A 16,780-nucleotide genomic window follows, 5' to 3' on the forward strand; every position below is an offset into this window, starting at 1 on the left:
CCCTACTTCTTTTTCTTGAACATGTGCAGCATGCGCTGTGCCACGATGAAACCGCCAAAGATGTTGACCGACGCCAGCACCACGGCGAGGAAGCCCATCGCCTTGGACAGGTTCATCTCGATCGGGCCTGCCGCCAGAAGCGCACCGACAATGATCACCGATGAAATGGCATTGGTCACCGCCATCAGCGGCGAATGAAGGGCCGGGGTTACTTTCCACACGACGTAATAGCCGACAAAGCATGCCAGAACGAAAACCGTCAGGCCAAGCACCGTCGGGCTGACACCGCTTGTATGGACAACTGTGGTCGCCGAACTCGCCATGTCGCCCGCCTGATTGGCAAGACTATCGGCAAGTTTTGCGGCCTTTTCGGCCAGACCAAGGGCTGCATCGCGCAGCTCGTTAGCGTTCTGGGCGGCATTTTGGGTTACGGATTGATCAGCCATTTGCGACCTCCTCACCACCGAATTTCGGATGAACAACCTTGCCATCACGGGTCAGCATGGTTTCGGCAATAATCTGGTCTTCGGCATTGAAGGCCAGCGCGCTTTTTTCCTTGTCGACCGACAGCGTGATGAAATTCAGAAGGTTCTTGGCATACATCGCCGTTGCATCGGTTGCGACGGAACTGGTGATGTTTTCCGGACCGATGATTTTCACACTATTGGCCGTGACAACCGTTTCACCAAGTTTCGCACCCGCGACGTTGCCACCGCGTTCGGCAGCAAGATCGATGATGACCGAACCGGGCTTCATGCCCGCGACCATATCGGCGGTAACGATTTCCGGTGCCGGACGGCCTGGGATCAATGCGGTCGTGATGACGATGTCGGTCTTTGCCAGAACTTCCTTAAGCTTGGCCGCCTGTTTGGCCTTGTATTCGTCCGACATTTCCTTGGCGTAACCGCCTGCGGTTTCGCCGTCGGCTGCGTCGTCTTCAACCTCGATAAAAGTCCCGCCAAGCGACTGAACCTGTTCCTTCACCGCCGGACGCACGTCGAATGCGGAGACCACCGCGCCAAGGCGCTTGGCGGTCGCAATCGCCTGAAGACCGGCAACACCGGCCCCGACAACAACGATACGTGCAGGCGGCAATGTCCCGGCTGCCGTCATCATCATCGGATAAATCCGCCCGAATTCATGGGCGGCATCCAGAACGGCACGATACCCGGCCAGGTTGGATTGCGACGACAGAACGTCCATTGATTGCGCACGCGAAATACGCGGCATCAGTTCCATGGCAAAGGACGAAACCCCTGCCGCAGCCATTTTTTCAATCAGGTCCTTGCGATCATAGGGATCAAGCAAGGCGATGACGGCAGCCCCCTTTTTATAGGCGGCAAGCTCGTCGGTTTTTCCATCAACAACCGGTGGGCGCACCTTCAGGATGACATCGGCATCCTTGACGGTGGTTTTCATCGTTTTGGCAATGGTCGCACCGGCATCGGCAAAGCGATCATCCGGTATGGCGGCGTCAGTTCCGGCACCAGCCTCGATTGCAACGTCAAACCCCAGACCGATCAGTTTCTTGACGGTATCTGGCGTAACGGCAACGCGCTTTTCCCCGGGCCATATTTCCTTTGGAACGGCCAGTTTCATCGCGTTCAACCTCCTTCCCTATCATTATGAATAAGCACGGCATTTTTGTTTTTATGTGACGCGATCCGCATCTGGTGCATCTGCATCAGACGGGCCACGATTACCCTTGCCCGGCAAGAAAAAAGGCGGTTCTTCCGCTTTAACAGAAGAAACCGCCCACTTTCCCACCACGCATTCCGAGGCAAAAAGCCTTGGCGACAAGTCAGGTCCCACCCGCCATTGGTGCTCAGGACAAACAATCAATGACGCCCTGCCTTGTCTGCGTTGGATGCAAGATGCGATTTCTTCCGGTTCGCGACAACATGAAAACCCTATAAAAAAACAGTTTAACTTGATTTTGGTTTACAATTCACCAAAACCATCATGTGTGGATTATCACACATATTATTTCCATCCTGTAACAGGTCCTTATCCCGTACAGATAGAATTAATCCGTTGATTTACAGCAGTTTCCCCTATTTTCAGCCAACGTTGTAAGTGAATATTAATTGACAAACGCAGCCACAGGTTTCCACCAAACCCGCCCCAACGCAAGCAGAGAAAGGAAAAACTTTTCTGCGTGCCCAATGATTGAAACCGGAAAATTTTGGAAAAAGCCGGCAAAAAGCCCTCGCCGAAAACCATTTTGACTGGGTATTTCCAGCCAACGATGCACGCGATCACGCCGATTCTTTTGCCGTTACACGGAAAAATTAAATCGCAAAAATGCGAAATCGGATCAGTTTTCGGGACGGTCGAGCCCGACAGCGCCAAGGGCGGCATCCTGATTGCGCGTCAAGACACCCGCATCAAAGCCCCCGACAAGATCGTTGAATATCTGATACCAGTTCAGATGGGCATCAAGGCGCAGGAACACCGCGCCCAGACCAACGGCCGCACGATCGACCAACACAAACTCGCGCGGCGGTTTGACCCCGCCAACACGTCGCAATTCCCGATGGACCCTGCCTGCGACCTCGGCCCCGTATGCCACCGAATTGGTTTCATCCATCCGGCGTTCGCGATCATCAAGGATCGGGCCATATACAAACCCGGCCCAGATATTCAGAACATCGATCAATTCACGTGACGGATTTTCAAAGCCCCAGCTTTGATAGGCAGCAACCGCCTTTTCCTCGTCCTTGTCGCGTAATGCTTCGTAAAGCGTGATCACCGCATTGACGAATTCGGGCTGAAAGATACGGATACAACCGAAATCAAGCAGGTTGACCGAAAGATCATCACGCAGCGAATAATTGCCCAGATGCGGATCGCCATGGATCACGCCATAACGATAAAACGGTACATACCAGGCCCTGAACATATTCAGCGCCACCTGATTGCGCGCATCCTGCGACGGATCGCTATCAAGGAATTTCTGAAATTTCTGCCCGGTCTGCCACGTCATGGTCAGAAGCCGCTTGGTCGTAAGGTCTAACACGGGTTCGGGCACATGCACGCAATCCTCATCGGCCAGCATATGGCGATACAGCAGCATGTTGCGGGCTTCGCGTTCGTAATCAAGTTCCTCTCGCAGGCGCGCGGTCAGTTCCAGCTGAATGTTTTCGGCATCAATTGCACTGTCATACCGGCGATAGATCGCAAAGGCCGCGCGAAGCTGTTTAAGGTCGGCCTCGACCGTTGCCGACATATCGGGATATTGAAGCTTGCAGGCGACTGTCCGGCCGTCATCAAGCGTCGCACGATGAACCTGGCCGAGCGACGCCGCGGCAACCGCTTCATGGCTGAAATCGCCAAATCTTTCCTGCCATCCAGCACCGAGTTCGCTCCGCATCCGGCGTTTGACAAACAGCCACCCCATACTGGGCGCATCGGCCTGAAGCGTTGCCAGGGCCTGGGTATATTCCTTTGGCAAGGCATCGGGAATGGTCGACAGGATTTGTGCAACCTTCATCAATGGGCCTTTTAGGCCGCCCAAGGCCGAAGTCAGTTCGGCAGCATATTTCGCATGATCGATATCGCCGCCGAACATTTTCCCCGTGGCAAGGCGTGCAGCCAACTTCCCAGCCGACGCCCCCACCTTTGCATAACGACGAACCCGCCCGCCAAATCGATTATCCTCGTTTGGGGCGGTATAATCATCGTCGTCATTGCTCATATCAGGAAAGTTCCTCCAACTCGTCGATCATGCGTTTGATCATGTTAAGGCCACGCTGCCAGAAAGCCGGGTCGGACGCATCAAGACCGAACGGTGCCAACAATTCCTGATGGCGCTTGGTGCCACCGGCTTTCAGCATGTCGAAATATTTCTGCTGGAATCCGTCTTCGGCATTTTCATAAACGTCATACAGCGAATTCACGAGGCAATCGCCAAACGCATAGGCGTAAACATAGAACGGCGAATGGATGAAGTGCGGGATATAGGACCAGTAATATTTGTATTCGTCCTCGTAGCGGATCGCATCACCCAGACTTTCATGTTGTACGGCAAGCCAGATCTCGCAGATCTCATCAACCGTCAACTCACCTTCGCGGCGCTTGGTATGGACGCGTTTTTCAAATTCGAAGAACGCGATCTGACGCACGACGGTGTTGAGCATATCCTCGACCTTGCCGGCCAGCATGATGCGCTTCATCTTCGGATCGGTTTCCGCACGCAGCATCGACTGGAAGGTCAGCATTTCCCCGAAAACGGACGCGGTTTCCGCAAGTGTCAGCGGAGTATCAGACAGGAAATAACCCTGCTCGCCCGCAAGAACCTGATGCACACCATGGCCAAGCTCATGCGCCAGCGTCATCACATCACGTGTTTTGCCGTGATAGTTCAGCAGCAAGTACGGATGAGCCGACGGTACGGTCGGATGGGCAAAAGCGCCTGATGATTTACCCGCACGCGGCGGCACATCAATCCAAGGGTTATCAAAGAATTTCTGACCAACCTCGGCAAGCTCGGGCGAAAATTCACCATATGCCTTAAGCACGGTTTTGCGTGCGGTATCCCAATCGATATGGCGATCATCATCATCGGGAAGCGGCGCATTGCGGTCCCAGTAATCAAGCTGATCAACACCAAACCATTTGGCTTTGAGACGGTAATAGCGATGCGACAAATCGGCGTGGCTGCTGGCGACTGCGGAATTAAGCGCTTCGACAACATCGTCCTCGACCTGGTTGGACAGGTTGCGCGCCGACACGGGGCTTGCGAATTTACGCAGCCGGTCGTCAATTTCCTTGTCCTTTGCCAACGTATTGGTGATATGGGCCAGAAGCTTGATATTTTTGCCCAGCACATCGCCAATCGATTTTGCCGCTGCCTTGCGTTCCGCGACCTTGGTCGAAGACAGTATATTGGCAACATCCGACATGGTCAGTTCTTCGCCATTCATCGGGAAACGCAGATCGGCCATCGTCTGATCGAACAAACGCACCCATGCACTTGAACCGGCAACACGGCGTTCATGCAGGACCTGTTCGACCTCGTCAGATAGCTGGTGCGGGCGGAAGGCACGGTTTTCATCAAGCCAAGGGCGATAACGGCGAAGGGCGGCACTTTCGTCATATTTCGCCGAAAGCACATCTTCCTCGATCCGGTTGATTTCAAGACCGAAGAACAGCGACAGGCTGGAAATGCCGGTCATTTCTTCCTGAACGGACTGATAGAACTGCCCGATGGCGGCGTCCGAGCTATCACCTGCATAAAGCAACTGCGCAAACGATCCGATCCGGCCACAGATTTCGCTAACGGCTTCGTATTCGGCAATCGCGGCGGCAAGTTCATCACCCGAAAGACCGGCAAGCTTGCCCTGATAGGTTTTCTGGAAGGCGTCTGAGCGGGATTTGGCATCATCAAGATCGCGCCGGATGGCCGGGTCTTTGGGATCGTTATAGAGATCGGTAAGATCCCAGGTCGGCAAATTCTTGTCGATCGCGTTCATTTGTCCTCCAGACAGTCGATTATGCAATCGGGCCTTTTGCATTACAGCCCGAAACATCCATGCCCCGATATATGATGGCCGGGCGACCTGCGCCAGTGCCGATCACGGCTTTGCATTTACAGACACACCAAACAGGGCGAATTACAGATCAACAATAGCGTTTTGATCCCGCCTTGTGAAATCGCTAACATCGATGGATATCAATGAATTTTTCCGATGATGTGAAGTCGTACTCATTTGAACCGTTCAAACATCATTTTCCGGCTGCGTAACGAAGCAATCCCTGATAACTAAAACAATGGGGTCAGGTATATCCGTGATGGAAAGTCCGGACTTTTGAGAGTCGTCGCCGACATTTGCGATCACTTTGCGGTGACAGACTTGAACAGTGACGCCAAGATCACTGTATGAAGGCAAGAGAAACGACAACAAGGCAAGGAAGCGTCATGACGAATTTGCAGGATTATGCCGATTGGCAGAACTTGCCGTCGATGTTTTTCAAACAGGCTGAAAAATACGGGGATGCACCATTCTTGTGGACCAAGGATGGTGAAGCGGGTGATTTTGTCCCGACAAGTTGGAATGACGCCGCCGATCAGGTGCGCGCGCTGGCACGGTCGCTATACAAAATTGGCGTCCGCCCCGGTGACCGGGTATTGCTGGTTTCGGAAAACCGCACCGAATGGGGCATTGCCGATCTGGCGATCATGTGTGTCGGCGCCCTGACCGTTCCGGCCTATACCACCAATACCGAGCGCGACCACCTGCACGCGATCGAAGACAGTGGTGCGGGCATTGCCATTATCTCGACCAAGAAACTCGCCCAGCCCTTCCTGCACGCAGCCCTTGATAGCGGGCGTTGCCGTCATGCCATCATGATGGAAGACTGGGGCCAAAGCTTTGTCGGCGATATCACCATAACCCGATGGGAAGATGTGATTTCGCAAGGTCGCGGACTGACAGACGACGTCGATGCATGGGTGTCTGAAATTGCGCGTGATCAACTGGCCTGCCTGATTTACACATCGGGTACGGGTGGGGCACCCAAGGGTGTGATGCTCAGCCACGGGGCGATCCTGTCAAACTGCATGGGTGCATTTGACATCATCGAAACGCTCGGAATTGACGAAGAAGTCTTTTTGTCCTTCCTCCCGCTGTCGCATTCCTATGAACACACGGCAGGTCTTTATTTCCCGATGAGCATTGGCGCGCAGATTTACTACGCCGAAAGCCTTGATAAGCTTGCCGCAAACTTGGCCGAAGTGCGCCCGACAATCATGACGGCCGTTCCGCGCCTTTATGAAATGCTCTATCAGCGTATGAGCCGCATGGTCGAAAAGGAAGGCGGCTTTAAACAGAAGCTGTTTAACCTGACACTCAGGCTTGGTCGCAAGACCTATGAAAAAGAACCGCTTAACCTGATCGAGAAATTCCAGAATTTCATCTGCGAAATCCTGCTGCGCCGTAAATTGCGCCAGCGTTTCGGCGGCCGGATCAAGGCGATGGTGTCGGGTGGTGGCCCGCTGAACTATGAACTCGGCGTCCTGTTTGTTTCATGCGGCATTCGCATTCTTCAGGGATACGGCCAAACCGAATTCGCCCCGGTTGTGTCGTGCAATCGGGCAGAAAACAATAAACTGCGTTCGGTTGGCCCTCCGATGGTCGGAGCCGAGGCAAAAATCGCCGATGACGGCGAAATCCTGCTGCGCGGCGAAAGCATGATGAAGGGGTACTGGAACCTGCCCGAAGTCACCGCCGCCGCCATCATTGATGGCTGGCTTCATACAGGTGATATCGGCAAGTTCGACGAAGAAGGCAGCCTTGTCATCACCGACCGCAAGAAGGACATCATCGTCAATTCCGGTGGCGATAATATCTCGCCGCAGCGGATAGAGGGCCTCCTGACCCTTGAAACCGAGATTTCACAAGCAATGGTTTACGGCGATGACAAGCCCTATCTGGTTGCTGTTCTCTGGCCCGATGACGATTTTATGCGTGAATTTGCCAAGGAAAACGGGATTGAAAACAATATCGATACCCTTGGCGAGAACGAGGAATTCCGCAAAAAAATCCGTGCTGCGGTCGATCATGTCAACGGACGCCTTTCGACCATAGAAAAGGTCCGAAGCTTTACCTTCGCCGAAAGTCCGTTCTCGATTGAAAACGAGATGCTGACACCATCCATGAAGATCCGTCGCCACAAGATCAAGGCGGCCTACGGTCAGGCGCTTGATACCCTGTATCAGCGCAAACGCGGCGGCCAATAAGCCAGGCCAATGGCAAACCATTCGCAGACAAAACCGACATTAACCCTGATCCGGGGCCTTCCCGGATCAGGGAAATCGACACTTGCCACAATGATTTGCGAAAAGACCGGCGCCATCCATCTCGAAGCCGATCAGTTCATGGTGGACCGCAACGGCGATTACCGGTTTGACGGTCGAAAACTGCGTGACGTCCATGCACGCTGCGAAACTGAATGCGATGCCTATCTATCCACCGGACAAGCCGTTGTTGTTTCCAACACATTTAGCGAAATCTGGGAGATGCAGGCTTATCTCGACATGGCAGAACGTCATGACGTGCCCCTACAGATCATCGAATGCCATGGACAGTTTCGCAATATCCACGGCGTCCCTGACGATAAAATCGATGCCATGCGCAAACGCTGGCAACAGCTTCCCGATCGTTATAGCTAGCCGCTCAATTCACGGTCGAGAAGACCTTTTTGAGAACATCCGTCGTCCAGCGCGCCGGGTCGTTACGGATATCGGCTTCCTGCTTTGCGATGTAATAAAACAGGCCATCCATCGCCTTGTTGGTCGCGTGATCGGAAAGTGATGCCTTGATGTCAGGCACCATCGGCAATGTGTCGTACTGTCCCATCATTTGATCGTAAAGCTGCAGCGCGCCGGTATCTGCCAATGCTTCGCCAATCACCGGTCTTAACCTGTTTTCGATATCGCCACCCGACACGCGGCACAGATATTTTGTCGCCGCGTCTTCCGGCCCGTCGAGAATGCCCTTGGCATCTTCCAACGTCATTCTGCTGACGGCATCGGCCAAAATATCACCGGCATCCCGCATCGTCTGTTCGGCGGCGCGGTTCATTCGCAATTCAATTTCCTCGCCATAACTGCCAAGCCCGGCGGCACTTAGCAACAATTGCGCATGTTTGACACTATCAGGCAGCGGAATATGCGCCACCGGGTCAGCATTGAAGCCATCCGTCACGCCAAGATCGGTGGTGACAACCTCAACCCCCTTATCAAGCGCCTGACGCAGGGCATCGGAAACCGTTTCGTCCGAAAGCCCCGCCATTGATGCCGAACTGCCGCCCGAACCGCTGCTGGTCGTGTTGTTCCCCGTCACGCTACCTAGTGCTTCCTTGGCCTTGTCAAAAAAGGATTGCGCCGACGCATCGACCGATATTCCGGCGATCAGAGCCAAAAAAGAGGCTGATACAATCAGGCGGGTAAAGGTGGTGGATTTCGGTGGCTGTGCTCGCATGGATGTCCCCTTGGTTTTGATATTTTCACCATCCTGCAAGCAGATCATGGCCTTGAAAAGACAAAACCCCGATCAATGACCGGGGTTTTGCAACATTTCAAATTCAGGCTGTTAGATCAGTCGACCAGTTCGACTTTCTTGCCATTCAGCAGCAACTGACCGCCTTCGGCCGAAACCGGAATGGTATCGCCATCCTTGACCGTTCCTTCAAGGATCTGCATCGCCAGCGGGTTTTGCAGATAGCGTTGAACAACACGTTTAAGCGGGCGCGCACCATAGACCGGATCATATCCCTTGTCGGCCAGCCAGCTTTTGGCGAACTCGTCGAGTTGCAGGGTGATCTTGCGATCAAACAGCAGCTTTTCAAGGCGACCAAGCTGGATATCGACAATCGTGTCCATCTGGGCACGTTTCAAACGATGGAACAGAAGGACTTCATCCAGCCGATTCAGGAATTCCGGACGGAACGATGCCCGCACGACTTCCATGACCTGACTGCGCAATTCGCTGCTGTCGTGACCTTCTTCCTGATTGGCCAGAATGTCGGCCCCCAAGTTCGAGGTCAGGATAATCAGCGTATTGCGGAAGTCGACCGTACGTCCCTGCCCGTCAGTCAAACGACCTTCGTCAAGGACCTGCAACAGAACGTTGAACACATCGGGGTGGGCTTTTTCGACCTCGTCAAACAGAACCACCTGATAGGGACGACGCCGCACCGCCTCGGTCAGCGAACCGCCTTCCTCGTACCCGACATAGCCCGGAGGCGCACCGATCAGGCGTGCCACCGCATGCTTTTCCATGAATTCCGACATATCAATGCGGACCATGGCCTGTTCATCATCAAACAGGAACTGCGCAAGCGCCTTGGTCAATTCGGTTTTACCAACACCGGTCGGACCAAGGAACAGGAACGATCCCATCGGCCGGTTCGGATCCTGCAACCCGGCACGTGCACGCCGTACCGCATTCGAGATCGACCGAACGGCTTCATCCTGACCAACGACGCGTTTGCGCAGGATGTCTTCCATCCCCAGCAGCTTTTCACGTTCGCCTTCCAGCATCTTGTCGACCGGAATACCCGTCCAGCGCGACACGACCGAAGCAATGTGCTTTTCAGTCACCGCTTCTTCTTTCATGCCGTCGGCCTGATCGTCTTCGGCCTTTTCAAGCAACCGTTCCAGTGCAGGGATTTCTTCATATTGAAGCTGTCCCGCACGGTCGAGCCGCCCGTCACGCATCGCACGTTCAAGTTCGCCGCGTGCCTGATCAAGCTGTTCCTTGATATGGGTCGATGCCGCCAGTTCCTTTTTTTGGGCTTCCCATTTCGCGGTCAGTTCCGCCGATTTTCCTTCAAGCTCGGCCAGTTCCTTGTCAAGACGACCCAGACGATCTTTCGATGCCCGGTCTTCCTCTTTTTTAAGGGCTTCGCGCTCGATCTTTAGCTGAATGATGCGGCGATCAAGTTCGTCGATTTCTTCGGGCTTGGAATCAAGTTCCATCCGAAGACGCGATGCCGACTCATCCATAAGGTCAATTGCCTTGTCAGGCAGGAAACGGTCCGTGATGTATCGGTTCGACAGGGTTGCCGCCGCAACCAGCGCATTATCGGCAATACGCACACCGTGATGAAGTTCGTACTTTTCCTTGATACCGCGCAGGATCGAAACCGTGTCTGAAACGCTTGGTTCGGAGACAAACACCGGCTGGAAACGACGGGCAAGTGCCGCGTCCTTTTCAATATGCTGGCGATATTCGTCCAGGGTTGTCGCCCCAACGCAGTGAAGTTCGCCGCGCGCCAGTGCCGGTTTCAGAAGGTTGGAGGCATCCATCGATCCCTCGGCCTTTCCGGCCCCGACCAGCGTGTGCAATTCATCAATGAACAGAACGATCTGCCCCGCCTCGGCCTCGATCTCGGACATCACCGCTTTCAGACGTTCCTCGAACTCGCCACGGAACTTGGCACCGGCAATCAACGCACCAAGATCAAGCGACAGAAGTTTCTTGTCCTTGAGCGTTTCGGGCACGTCACCCTTGACGATGCGCAATGCCAGACCTTCGGCAATGGCGGTCTTACCCACGCCGGGCTCGCCGATCAGAACCGGGTTGTTTTTTGTCCGGCGCGACAGAACCTGAATCGCGCGCCGAATTTCTTCGTCACGGCCGATCACAGGGTCAAGCTTGCCCTCGCGTGCCGCCGCCGTCAGATCACGCGCGTATTTCTTAAGCGCATCATACTGGCTTTCCGCACTGGCACTATCAGCCGTGCGGCCCTTACGGATGTCGTTGATCGCCCCGTTAAGGGCCTGTGCGGTAACACCGGCATCGGCCAGAACCTTGCCAGCCACCGATTTTGGATCAAGCGCAATAGTCAAAAGCAACCGTTCGGCTGTGACGTAGCTGTCACCGGCTTTCTTGGCGACTTCCTGTGCCTGATCGATCAGGCGGGCAAACTCGGATGATAGATAAATCTGGCCATTACCGCCCGAAACCTTGGGCAGTTTTGCCAGTTCCTGCGCACAACGATCCTGTGCGGTTTTGGGCTTTCCGCCCGCTGCCTTGATAAGATTTGCCGCCAGACCTTCTTCATCGTCAAGCAGCACTTTCAGAAGATGGATCGGCACAAATTGCTGATGGTTTTCACGTAGCGCCAGTGATTGCGCCGCCTGAAGGAACCCTTTGGACCGGTCCGTAAACTTTTCGAATTCCATGCCTGTCACTCCTTGAGCCAACAGTATCGTATCATGCGGACCTTCTTGGAAGCATCCGCGACCTTAAGTGGTTTTATCCACAATAGAAATTATCAATCATTCTATTGCCGACGTCTTTGATATGTCTCAGTTCCCGGTCTTTGCAAGACGATACCCCTACAAAAGTTGCAAGAATTATTTGTGCACCGCAGCACCATTTTCTGGCACCATTCAAGATTACGGCGAAAGGCGTTGTCATTCTGGCCAAATCTGTTGTCTGCCAACTGGCGGGAAGTCTTGCCCTCGGGATAACAACGCATTAACGTCGCCATTCATATTTTTCTGGCCTGCCTGTCGGCCCGCCCCGTTTGCCGACAGATAACCGCGCCCCACAGGATCAAACGCCATGACTATCGAACTCAAAGCCATAAAAAGATACCCGGTCAAAGGGCTAAGCGGCATCGAAATGCCTGCTGCCGACATCACGGCTCATCAGATGCTGAAGGATGACCGTCGCTTTATCATCGCGACCCAGTCATCGGTCGGACAGGACGGCGTGCATGAATGGGCGCGCAAAAGCAATTTCCTGCAATTGGTCAACACGCCGAAACTCGCTGAACTTGGCATCGAATATGACGACGCGACAACAACGTTGTCGATCCTGCGGAACGGTCGTGCAATCTGCAAAGGCAATCTTGAAGACAAAATGGGTCGCACCGTGGTCGAGGACTTCCTGAAGGCATTCCTGAAAAATGACGCCGCCGGAACACCTAAAATCTATTCGGTCCCCGATGTCAGCTTTGGCGACATGAAGGAACCCTATATATCGGTCATCAATCTGGCATCGGTACGCGATTTCGGCGACCGTATTGTTCAGAAAGAAATCGATCCGATGCGGTTTCGTGGCAATCTGCTGATTGACGGGCTTGAGCCGTGGGCCGAACTGAAATGGGAAGAGGGCCAGATCGTTCAGATCAACGGCGTTGATTTCCGGGTCATCCATCCGATCACGCGCTGCAAGGCAACCAGCGTCAATCCCGGCACAGCCGAGTCTGATATCAACGTTCCCCTGATGCTGCGGAAGGGGCTGAACCACCTTTACATGGGTGTTTATGTCGAACCGATCAATTCCGGCCAGATCCGGCCCGGCGACGAAATTGCCGTTATAAAAGACTGACACGCAAGATTGTCACGCTCCGACGTCAGCTAGCTGAAAGTCGGGGCGTGAACCGCCATTCCCTGAAACATCTCGTCATGATACCAGTCAATCCGGTATGCCCGGATCGGCGGGACACCTTTGCGAAACAGTATCTGTTCTTCGGCCGGGAACCGCGCGACTTCAGTTGATCGCAGGATAGGCTGATTGTCCTGTGGTCGCAAATGCACCGGCCGGTCACCACTTGCACCGCCACCGGTATCGTCAAACTTCGACATCGCTGTCAGTCCGGAAACCCAGTCGAGGTTGAAAGCGCCATCCTGGCTGAGCACCGAAATCGCATCCGCCCGCCCGACAACATTTTCCCAGTTCAGGCAAACATCCATCAGGCCACTGACACCGGAAAAACCGGGCCAGATGATCATGCCATCGCCAAGCCCGCCGCCCAAAAGACGTTCAAACAACGGCATGCGGCCAATCGCCTCGATCCCGTCAAACAGCACCAGAAACTCCGCATCCCCGCTTTTCCAGTCGCGACGGGTAATAAGCTGCATCATGGCGCCAATCATCACCCGGCTGAATGCAGTCTGGGTGTCGGGTGTTTCCCCACCCATCTGCCCAACAATGAAAATCGATACGGGCCGACCGGTCAGATCATCAATGCCAAACGTGCTGTTGCCCACAACCCGTGCAATCGCGGGATTGTCGAAATCTGCTGTTGCCATGCGACATGCTTCGATAATCGACAGACGCTGGTCCTCGGTCATATCAAGAATGGTCAGGGCAATATCGGAAATCCTGCCATCGGCAGACTCGATTCCCATCAGTTCCTCAAGGATTTTATAAAACCGATGAGACGGCATCACCAGATTGCGCCGGACCTCGGCAAGGCTTCTGTTTTCTTTCAGGCTCTTTTGCATGGTGTAAACGATGAATCCCTGCAAAAGAGTACGTGCCGCACGGGTTTCCTGTTCGTCAAGTTCCTGAACAAAGACCGGCGCCAGCAATGTATCGGCAATTAGCCCGGCATCCGCAATCAGCCCTTCGCCCTGCTGGCGCATGAAATCGCAAGGATTGAACTGATCGGTTTCCGCCCCAGCCTGACCATGCGGATCAATCAGAATAACCCGTTGCCCCAACTTTTTGCGGCGATCCTGCACGGCGCGATAAATGCTGCCATGACGTTCATAAACAAACAGCGCACCAGTATGCAGCAAAGCGTTCGGCTCTGCCGAGGCGCGGTAATATTCTTCGGGTTTGCTGGAAAATGTGATTACCCGACGCAGTCCCGATGAGCCGATCAACCTTTTCTCCGTTCCCCAGCGTCCGAGAACGATTGACGGCTTGGGATCAAGAAGCTTGCGAGCGTCAAGGTCTTCTGCCTTCGCCCACTGGCCTTCGGCCTTCATTCGTGCGGCCTGCATTGGCGAAACGGATTGCTTTTTATTGGACGGCGACGATTGCAGACGATTAAGGACGATAACAATCAGCGGCAGGAACATTGGGATGATAAAACAGACAGCCCCCAGTAAAGCCAGTTCATAGTCACCGTTAAACACACCAAGAGTGACAACCATCGCACCAAGCGCCCACAACAGCACCATGACGACCCGGAACAAACCTGTTCCCATCATTCAACCCCCAAGAATGTTTACCTGTCTTTTGGCGAAGTGACCCCATTGCATTCTCAGTCCTTCCGCCCCGCCAGCAGGCTCCGTTACCATCAAGTGATATCAGTTAAAATCGCAAGTTGCACCATATTACCTATTTATGGACGGGCAGTTTCACATCAAGAAGTCCAGTTGACAGTCCGGCAAACAAAACAGTCGCAACGCTGTTTTTCAAAAACAGAAAACAACAAACCCCGCGGGATTTCTCCGGCGGGGTCTGTTGTAATCGCGGCAACGCAAAGGATCAGGCAGAAACAGTTTCCGCCGATTTATCTTCGCTTGAGCCTTCTTCGCCGTCCTCACGACCGGCAGCACGGCTGCGGCCACGACGGGCTGTCGGATGACGACCGCGTGTGCGGCTTGTTCCGGCAGCGGCTTTACGCGGTTTCTTTTCTTCACTGTCCGCCGATGTGTCAGTATCAGCATTGTCAGCTGGCCCTATATCCAAAGACGGCTGGTCGCTGTCTTCGGACGCCGCCTTTGGTGGGCGACCACGCGGTGCAGCACGGCGCGCACGCGGTGCACGCTTTACCGGTGCAGCATCGCCATCGTTGCTGTCTGCGGAAGAAGCAGCGGCAGAAGCGGCAACGTCATTGCCATCGGACGAATTGTTGCCAGTATCATTCGACGTATTATCTGCCGATGCCGCAACGTCATCCTGGCTGACAGAGTTATCGTTGCTGTCATCGCCATTCTGGTTTTCGCTACGCTCGTCACGGTTCGGGCGATTGTTACCCCGATCATTCCGGTCGTTGCGATCATTACGCTGCGGGCGCGGGTTATTATTGTCGCCACGCTCTTCGCGACGCTGGTTTTCCCAGTCAATCGCGGCCTGCAAAATACGATGATAGTGTTCCGCATGCTGGTAATAGTTTTCAGCAAGAACCGGATCGTCAGTGCAATCCTTGGCCAGCGAAACATATTTTTCGTAAACCTGCTGGGCGTTTCCACGAACGCGCCCGTCCGGACCGTTACTGTCAAAAGTCTGAAATTTCGGATTTACAGGACGTTTATTCGGCTGCTGCCGTCCGCGCGGACGCTTATTATTGTTGTTGTTGTTGTTATTTCTCATATCAACATGTCTTTGGTGTTGAAGGACAAATCCGGATTCATCTAGGAATCCCGGAACCACTCCGTCTGAAAAACATATTTCCCGCTAAACAGTACCGGTCAAACGGCACTAGGACAAACCCACCGAAGACCTTGAAGGGAACGGAGATTCATTACTGTTTACAGGGGAACACGGCGCTTTCATAGCGCGTCGGGCACCCGGCCCGTAAAAACAACCTATATGGCTTGACGCCTTATTCCAACTGTTTTTTTCAATGCCCGTATTTTTTTTGCAATGACGTGGCAGATCGGTCAGATCACACAGCGCCCGACCGAGCAACGGGTCTTTTTGGCCGCAACACAGCGCACGATCCCGCCTAGGTCTTCGCGATATTCTACACCGACAAAACCGGCCTCAACCAAAAGGCGGGCAACGTCTTCTTCCTGTCCCTGTCCGATTTCAAAAATCACAAACCCGGCCGGTTTGACGAGGGAAAACGCCACCTGTGACAGAATACGATACGCCCCAAGTCCGTCGCCTTCGTCCGTCAGTGCCAGACGCGGATCATATTCGCGTACTTCCGGCGACAGTGTTTCCATATCGGCCTGTGTGATATAGGGCGGATTAGACACCACCAGATCAAATCCGGTCTGGCGTTCCCCGTCCGTAATCGCACTGTCCCAGTCAGAAACACGGAACTCAACCTGATCGGCAAAATCAAGACGCTGGGCATTTTCGCGCGCGCAGGCAACCGCGCCCTCGCTGATATCAACGCCAAGTCCGCTTGCATTTTGCAAATCGCCAATGATCGACAGCAAAAGGCACCCGGTGCCCGTTCCGAAATCAAGAACCGTTGGTGCATCTGCATCTTCGAGCCAGTCCAGCGCCAGCTCAACAATCGTCTCGCTGTCCGGTCGCGGGTCAAGCGTTTCGGGCGAAAGCCTGAAACTATGCCGCCAGAAATCCCGCACTCCCAGAATACGCGATACCGGCTCATACCTCAGGCGACGCGCAACCATGTCGCGGAACTTTGCAACGGCATCTGCCCCCACCGCGTCTTCCGGCCACGCAGCAATCCGGCTGCCATCGACACCGGCGGCATCGGACAAAAGAATACGGGCGTCCATTCGGGCATTTTCAATACCGGCATCACGCAGAGCGCCAACCGCCTCGGCCATCAAAGCACCAAGGGTTAGCGCATTGTCTTTCGTGCTGGCATTGTCTGCCGTCAT

13 protein-coding genes are annotated in these 16,780 nt (G+C 54.1%); 4 read left to right on the forward strand and 9 right to left on the reverse strand.

Translation table 11 applies throughout. The features are described 5' to 3' along the window. Positions 1-2: 2 nt before the first annotated feature. Both J7395_RS00195 and J7395_RS00200 read right to left on the reverse strand, forming a co-directional pair. Positions 3-446 (reverse strand): NAD(P) transhydrogenase subunit alpha, encoded by a 444-nt coding sequence (locus J7395_RS00195; protein ID WP_062953401.1) that lies wholly within the window; start codon positions 444-446, stop codon positions 3-5. Continuing rightward, positions 439-1,599, reverse strand: coding sequence for a Re/Si-specific NAD(P)(+) transhydrogenase subunit alpha (locus J7395_RS00200; RefSeq protein ID WP_209220171.1), 1,161 nt, complete (start codon positions 1,597-1,599; stop codon positions 439-441). The genes J7395_RS00195 and J7395_RS00200 overlap by 8 nt, the downstream gene beginning before the upstream one ends. Positions 1,600-1,705: 106 nt before the next feature. On the opposite strand from J7395_RS00200, the gene J7395_RS00205 reads away from it, so the two are divergent. Continuing rightward, positions 1,706-2,038 carry a hypothetical protein gene (locus tag J7395_RS00205; RefSeq protein ID WP_209220172.1) on the forward strand — a complete coding sequence of 111 codons (333 nt, stop codon included), beginning with the start codon at positions 1,706-1,708 and terminating at the stop codon, positions 2,036-2,038. Positions 2,039-2,317: 279 nt separating this feature from the next. Here the strand turns inward: J7395_RS00205 and J7395_RS00210 are convergent, their stop codons facing one another. Further along, positions 2,318-3,697 carry an AarF/ABC1/UbiB kinase family protein gene (locus J7395_RS00210; RefSeq protein ID WP_209220173.1) on the reverse strand — a complete coding sequence of 460 codons (1,380 nt, stop codon included), beginning with the start codon at positions 3,695-3,697 and terminating at the stop codon, positions 2,318-2,320. A 1-nt stretch (position 3,698) separates the two neighbouring features. Next, complete coding sequence (locus tag J7395_RS00215) at positions 3,699-5,474, reverse strand: M3 family oligoendopeptidase (protein ID WP_209220174.1); 1,776 nt, start codon at positions 5,472-5,474, stop codon at positions 3,699-3,701. A gap of 446 nt (positions 5,475-5,920) precedes the next feature. On the opposite strand from J7395_RS00215, the gene J7395_RS00220 reads away from it, so the two are divergent. Continuing rightward, entirely contained in the window at positions 5,921-7,741 is a 1,821-nt protein-coding gene (locus tag J7395_RS00220) for a long-chain fatty acid--CoA ligase (protein WP_062953397.1), read from the forward strand. A 9-nt stretch (positions 7,742-7,750) separates the two neighbouring features. Then, the gene (locus tag J7395_RS00225; protein ID WP_209220175.1) at positions 7,751-8,173 is read left to right on the forward strand and encodes an ATP-binding protein; all 423 of its coding nucleotides are present in this window, start codon (positions 7,751-7,753) and stop codon (positions 8,171-8,173) included. A gap of 4 nt (positions 8,174-8,177) precedes the next feature. On the opposite strand, the gene J7395_RS00230 is transcribed toward J7395_RS00225, so the two are convergent. Together J7395_RS00230 and clpB are read right to left on the reverse strand one after the other, a co-directional pair. Then, on the reverse strand, positions 8,178-8,984 hold the full coding sequence (locus J7395_RS00230) for a DUF4197 domain-containing protein (protein WP_247741903.1): 807 nt from the start codon (positions 8,982-8,984) through the stop codon (positions 8,178-8,180). Between the two features lie 116 nt (positions 8,985-9,100). Next, on the reverse strand, positions 9,101-11,692 hold the full coding sequence (gene clpB / locus J7395_RS00235; protein WP_209220177.1) for an ATP-dependent chaperone ClpB: 2,592 nt from the start codon (positions 11,690-11,692) through the stop codon (positions 9,101-9,103). A 385-nt stretch (positions 11,693-12,077) separates the two neighbouring features. Between clpB and J7395_RS00240 the strand changes: the two genes are divergently transcribed. Further along, positions 12,078-12,848, forward strand: a complete 771-nt coding sequence (locus tag J7395_RS00240) for an MOSC domain-containing protein (protein WP_209220178.1) — start codon at positions 12,078-12,080, stop codon at positions 12,846-12,848. Between the two features lie 29 nt (positions 12,849-12,877). Here the strand turns inward: J7395_RS00240 and J7395_RS00245 are convergent, their stop codons facing one another. The 3 genes from J7395_RS00245 to prmC form a co-directional block, all read right to left on the reverse strand. Continuing rightward, on the reverse strand, positions 12,878-14,461 hold the full coding sequence (locus J7395_RS00245) for a type IV secretory system conjugative DNA transfer family protein (protein WP_247741904.1): 1,584 nt from the start codon (positions 14,459-14,461) through the stop codon (positions 12,878-12,880). Between the two features lie 280 nt (positions 14,462-14,741). Continuing rightward, positions 14,742-15,569, reverse strand: a complete 828-nt coding sequence (locus J7395_RS00250) for a DUF4167 domain-containing protein (protein WP_247741905.1) — start codon at positions 15,567-15,569, stop codon at positions 14,742-14,744. A gap of 290 nt (positions 15,570-15,859) precedes the next feature. Further along, on the reverse strand, positions 15,860-16,780 hold the full coding sequence (gene prmC / locus J7395_RS00255; RefSeq protein WP_209220180.1) for a peptide chain release factor N(5)-glutamine methyltransferase: 921 nt from the start codon (positions 16,778-16,780) through the stop codon (positions 15,860-15,862).

It is taken from the genome of Thalassospira sp. A3_1 (genome assembly GCF_017744215.1).
GTDB lineage: Bacteria > Pseudomonadota > Alphaproteobacteria > Rhodospirillales > Thalassospiraceae > Thalassospira > Thalassospira lucentensis_A.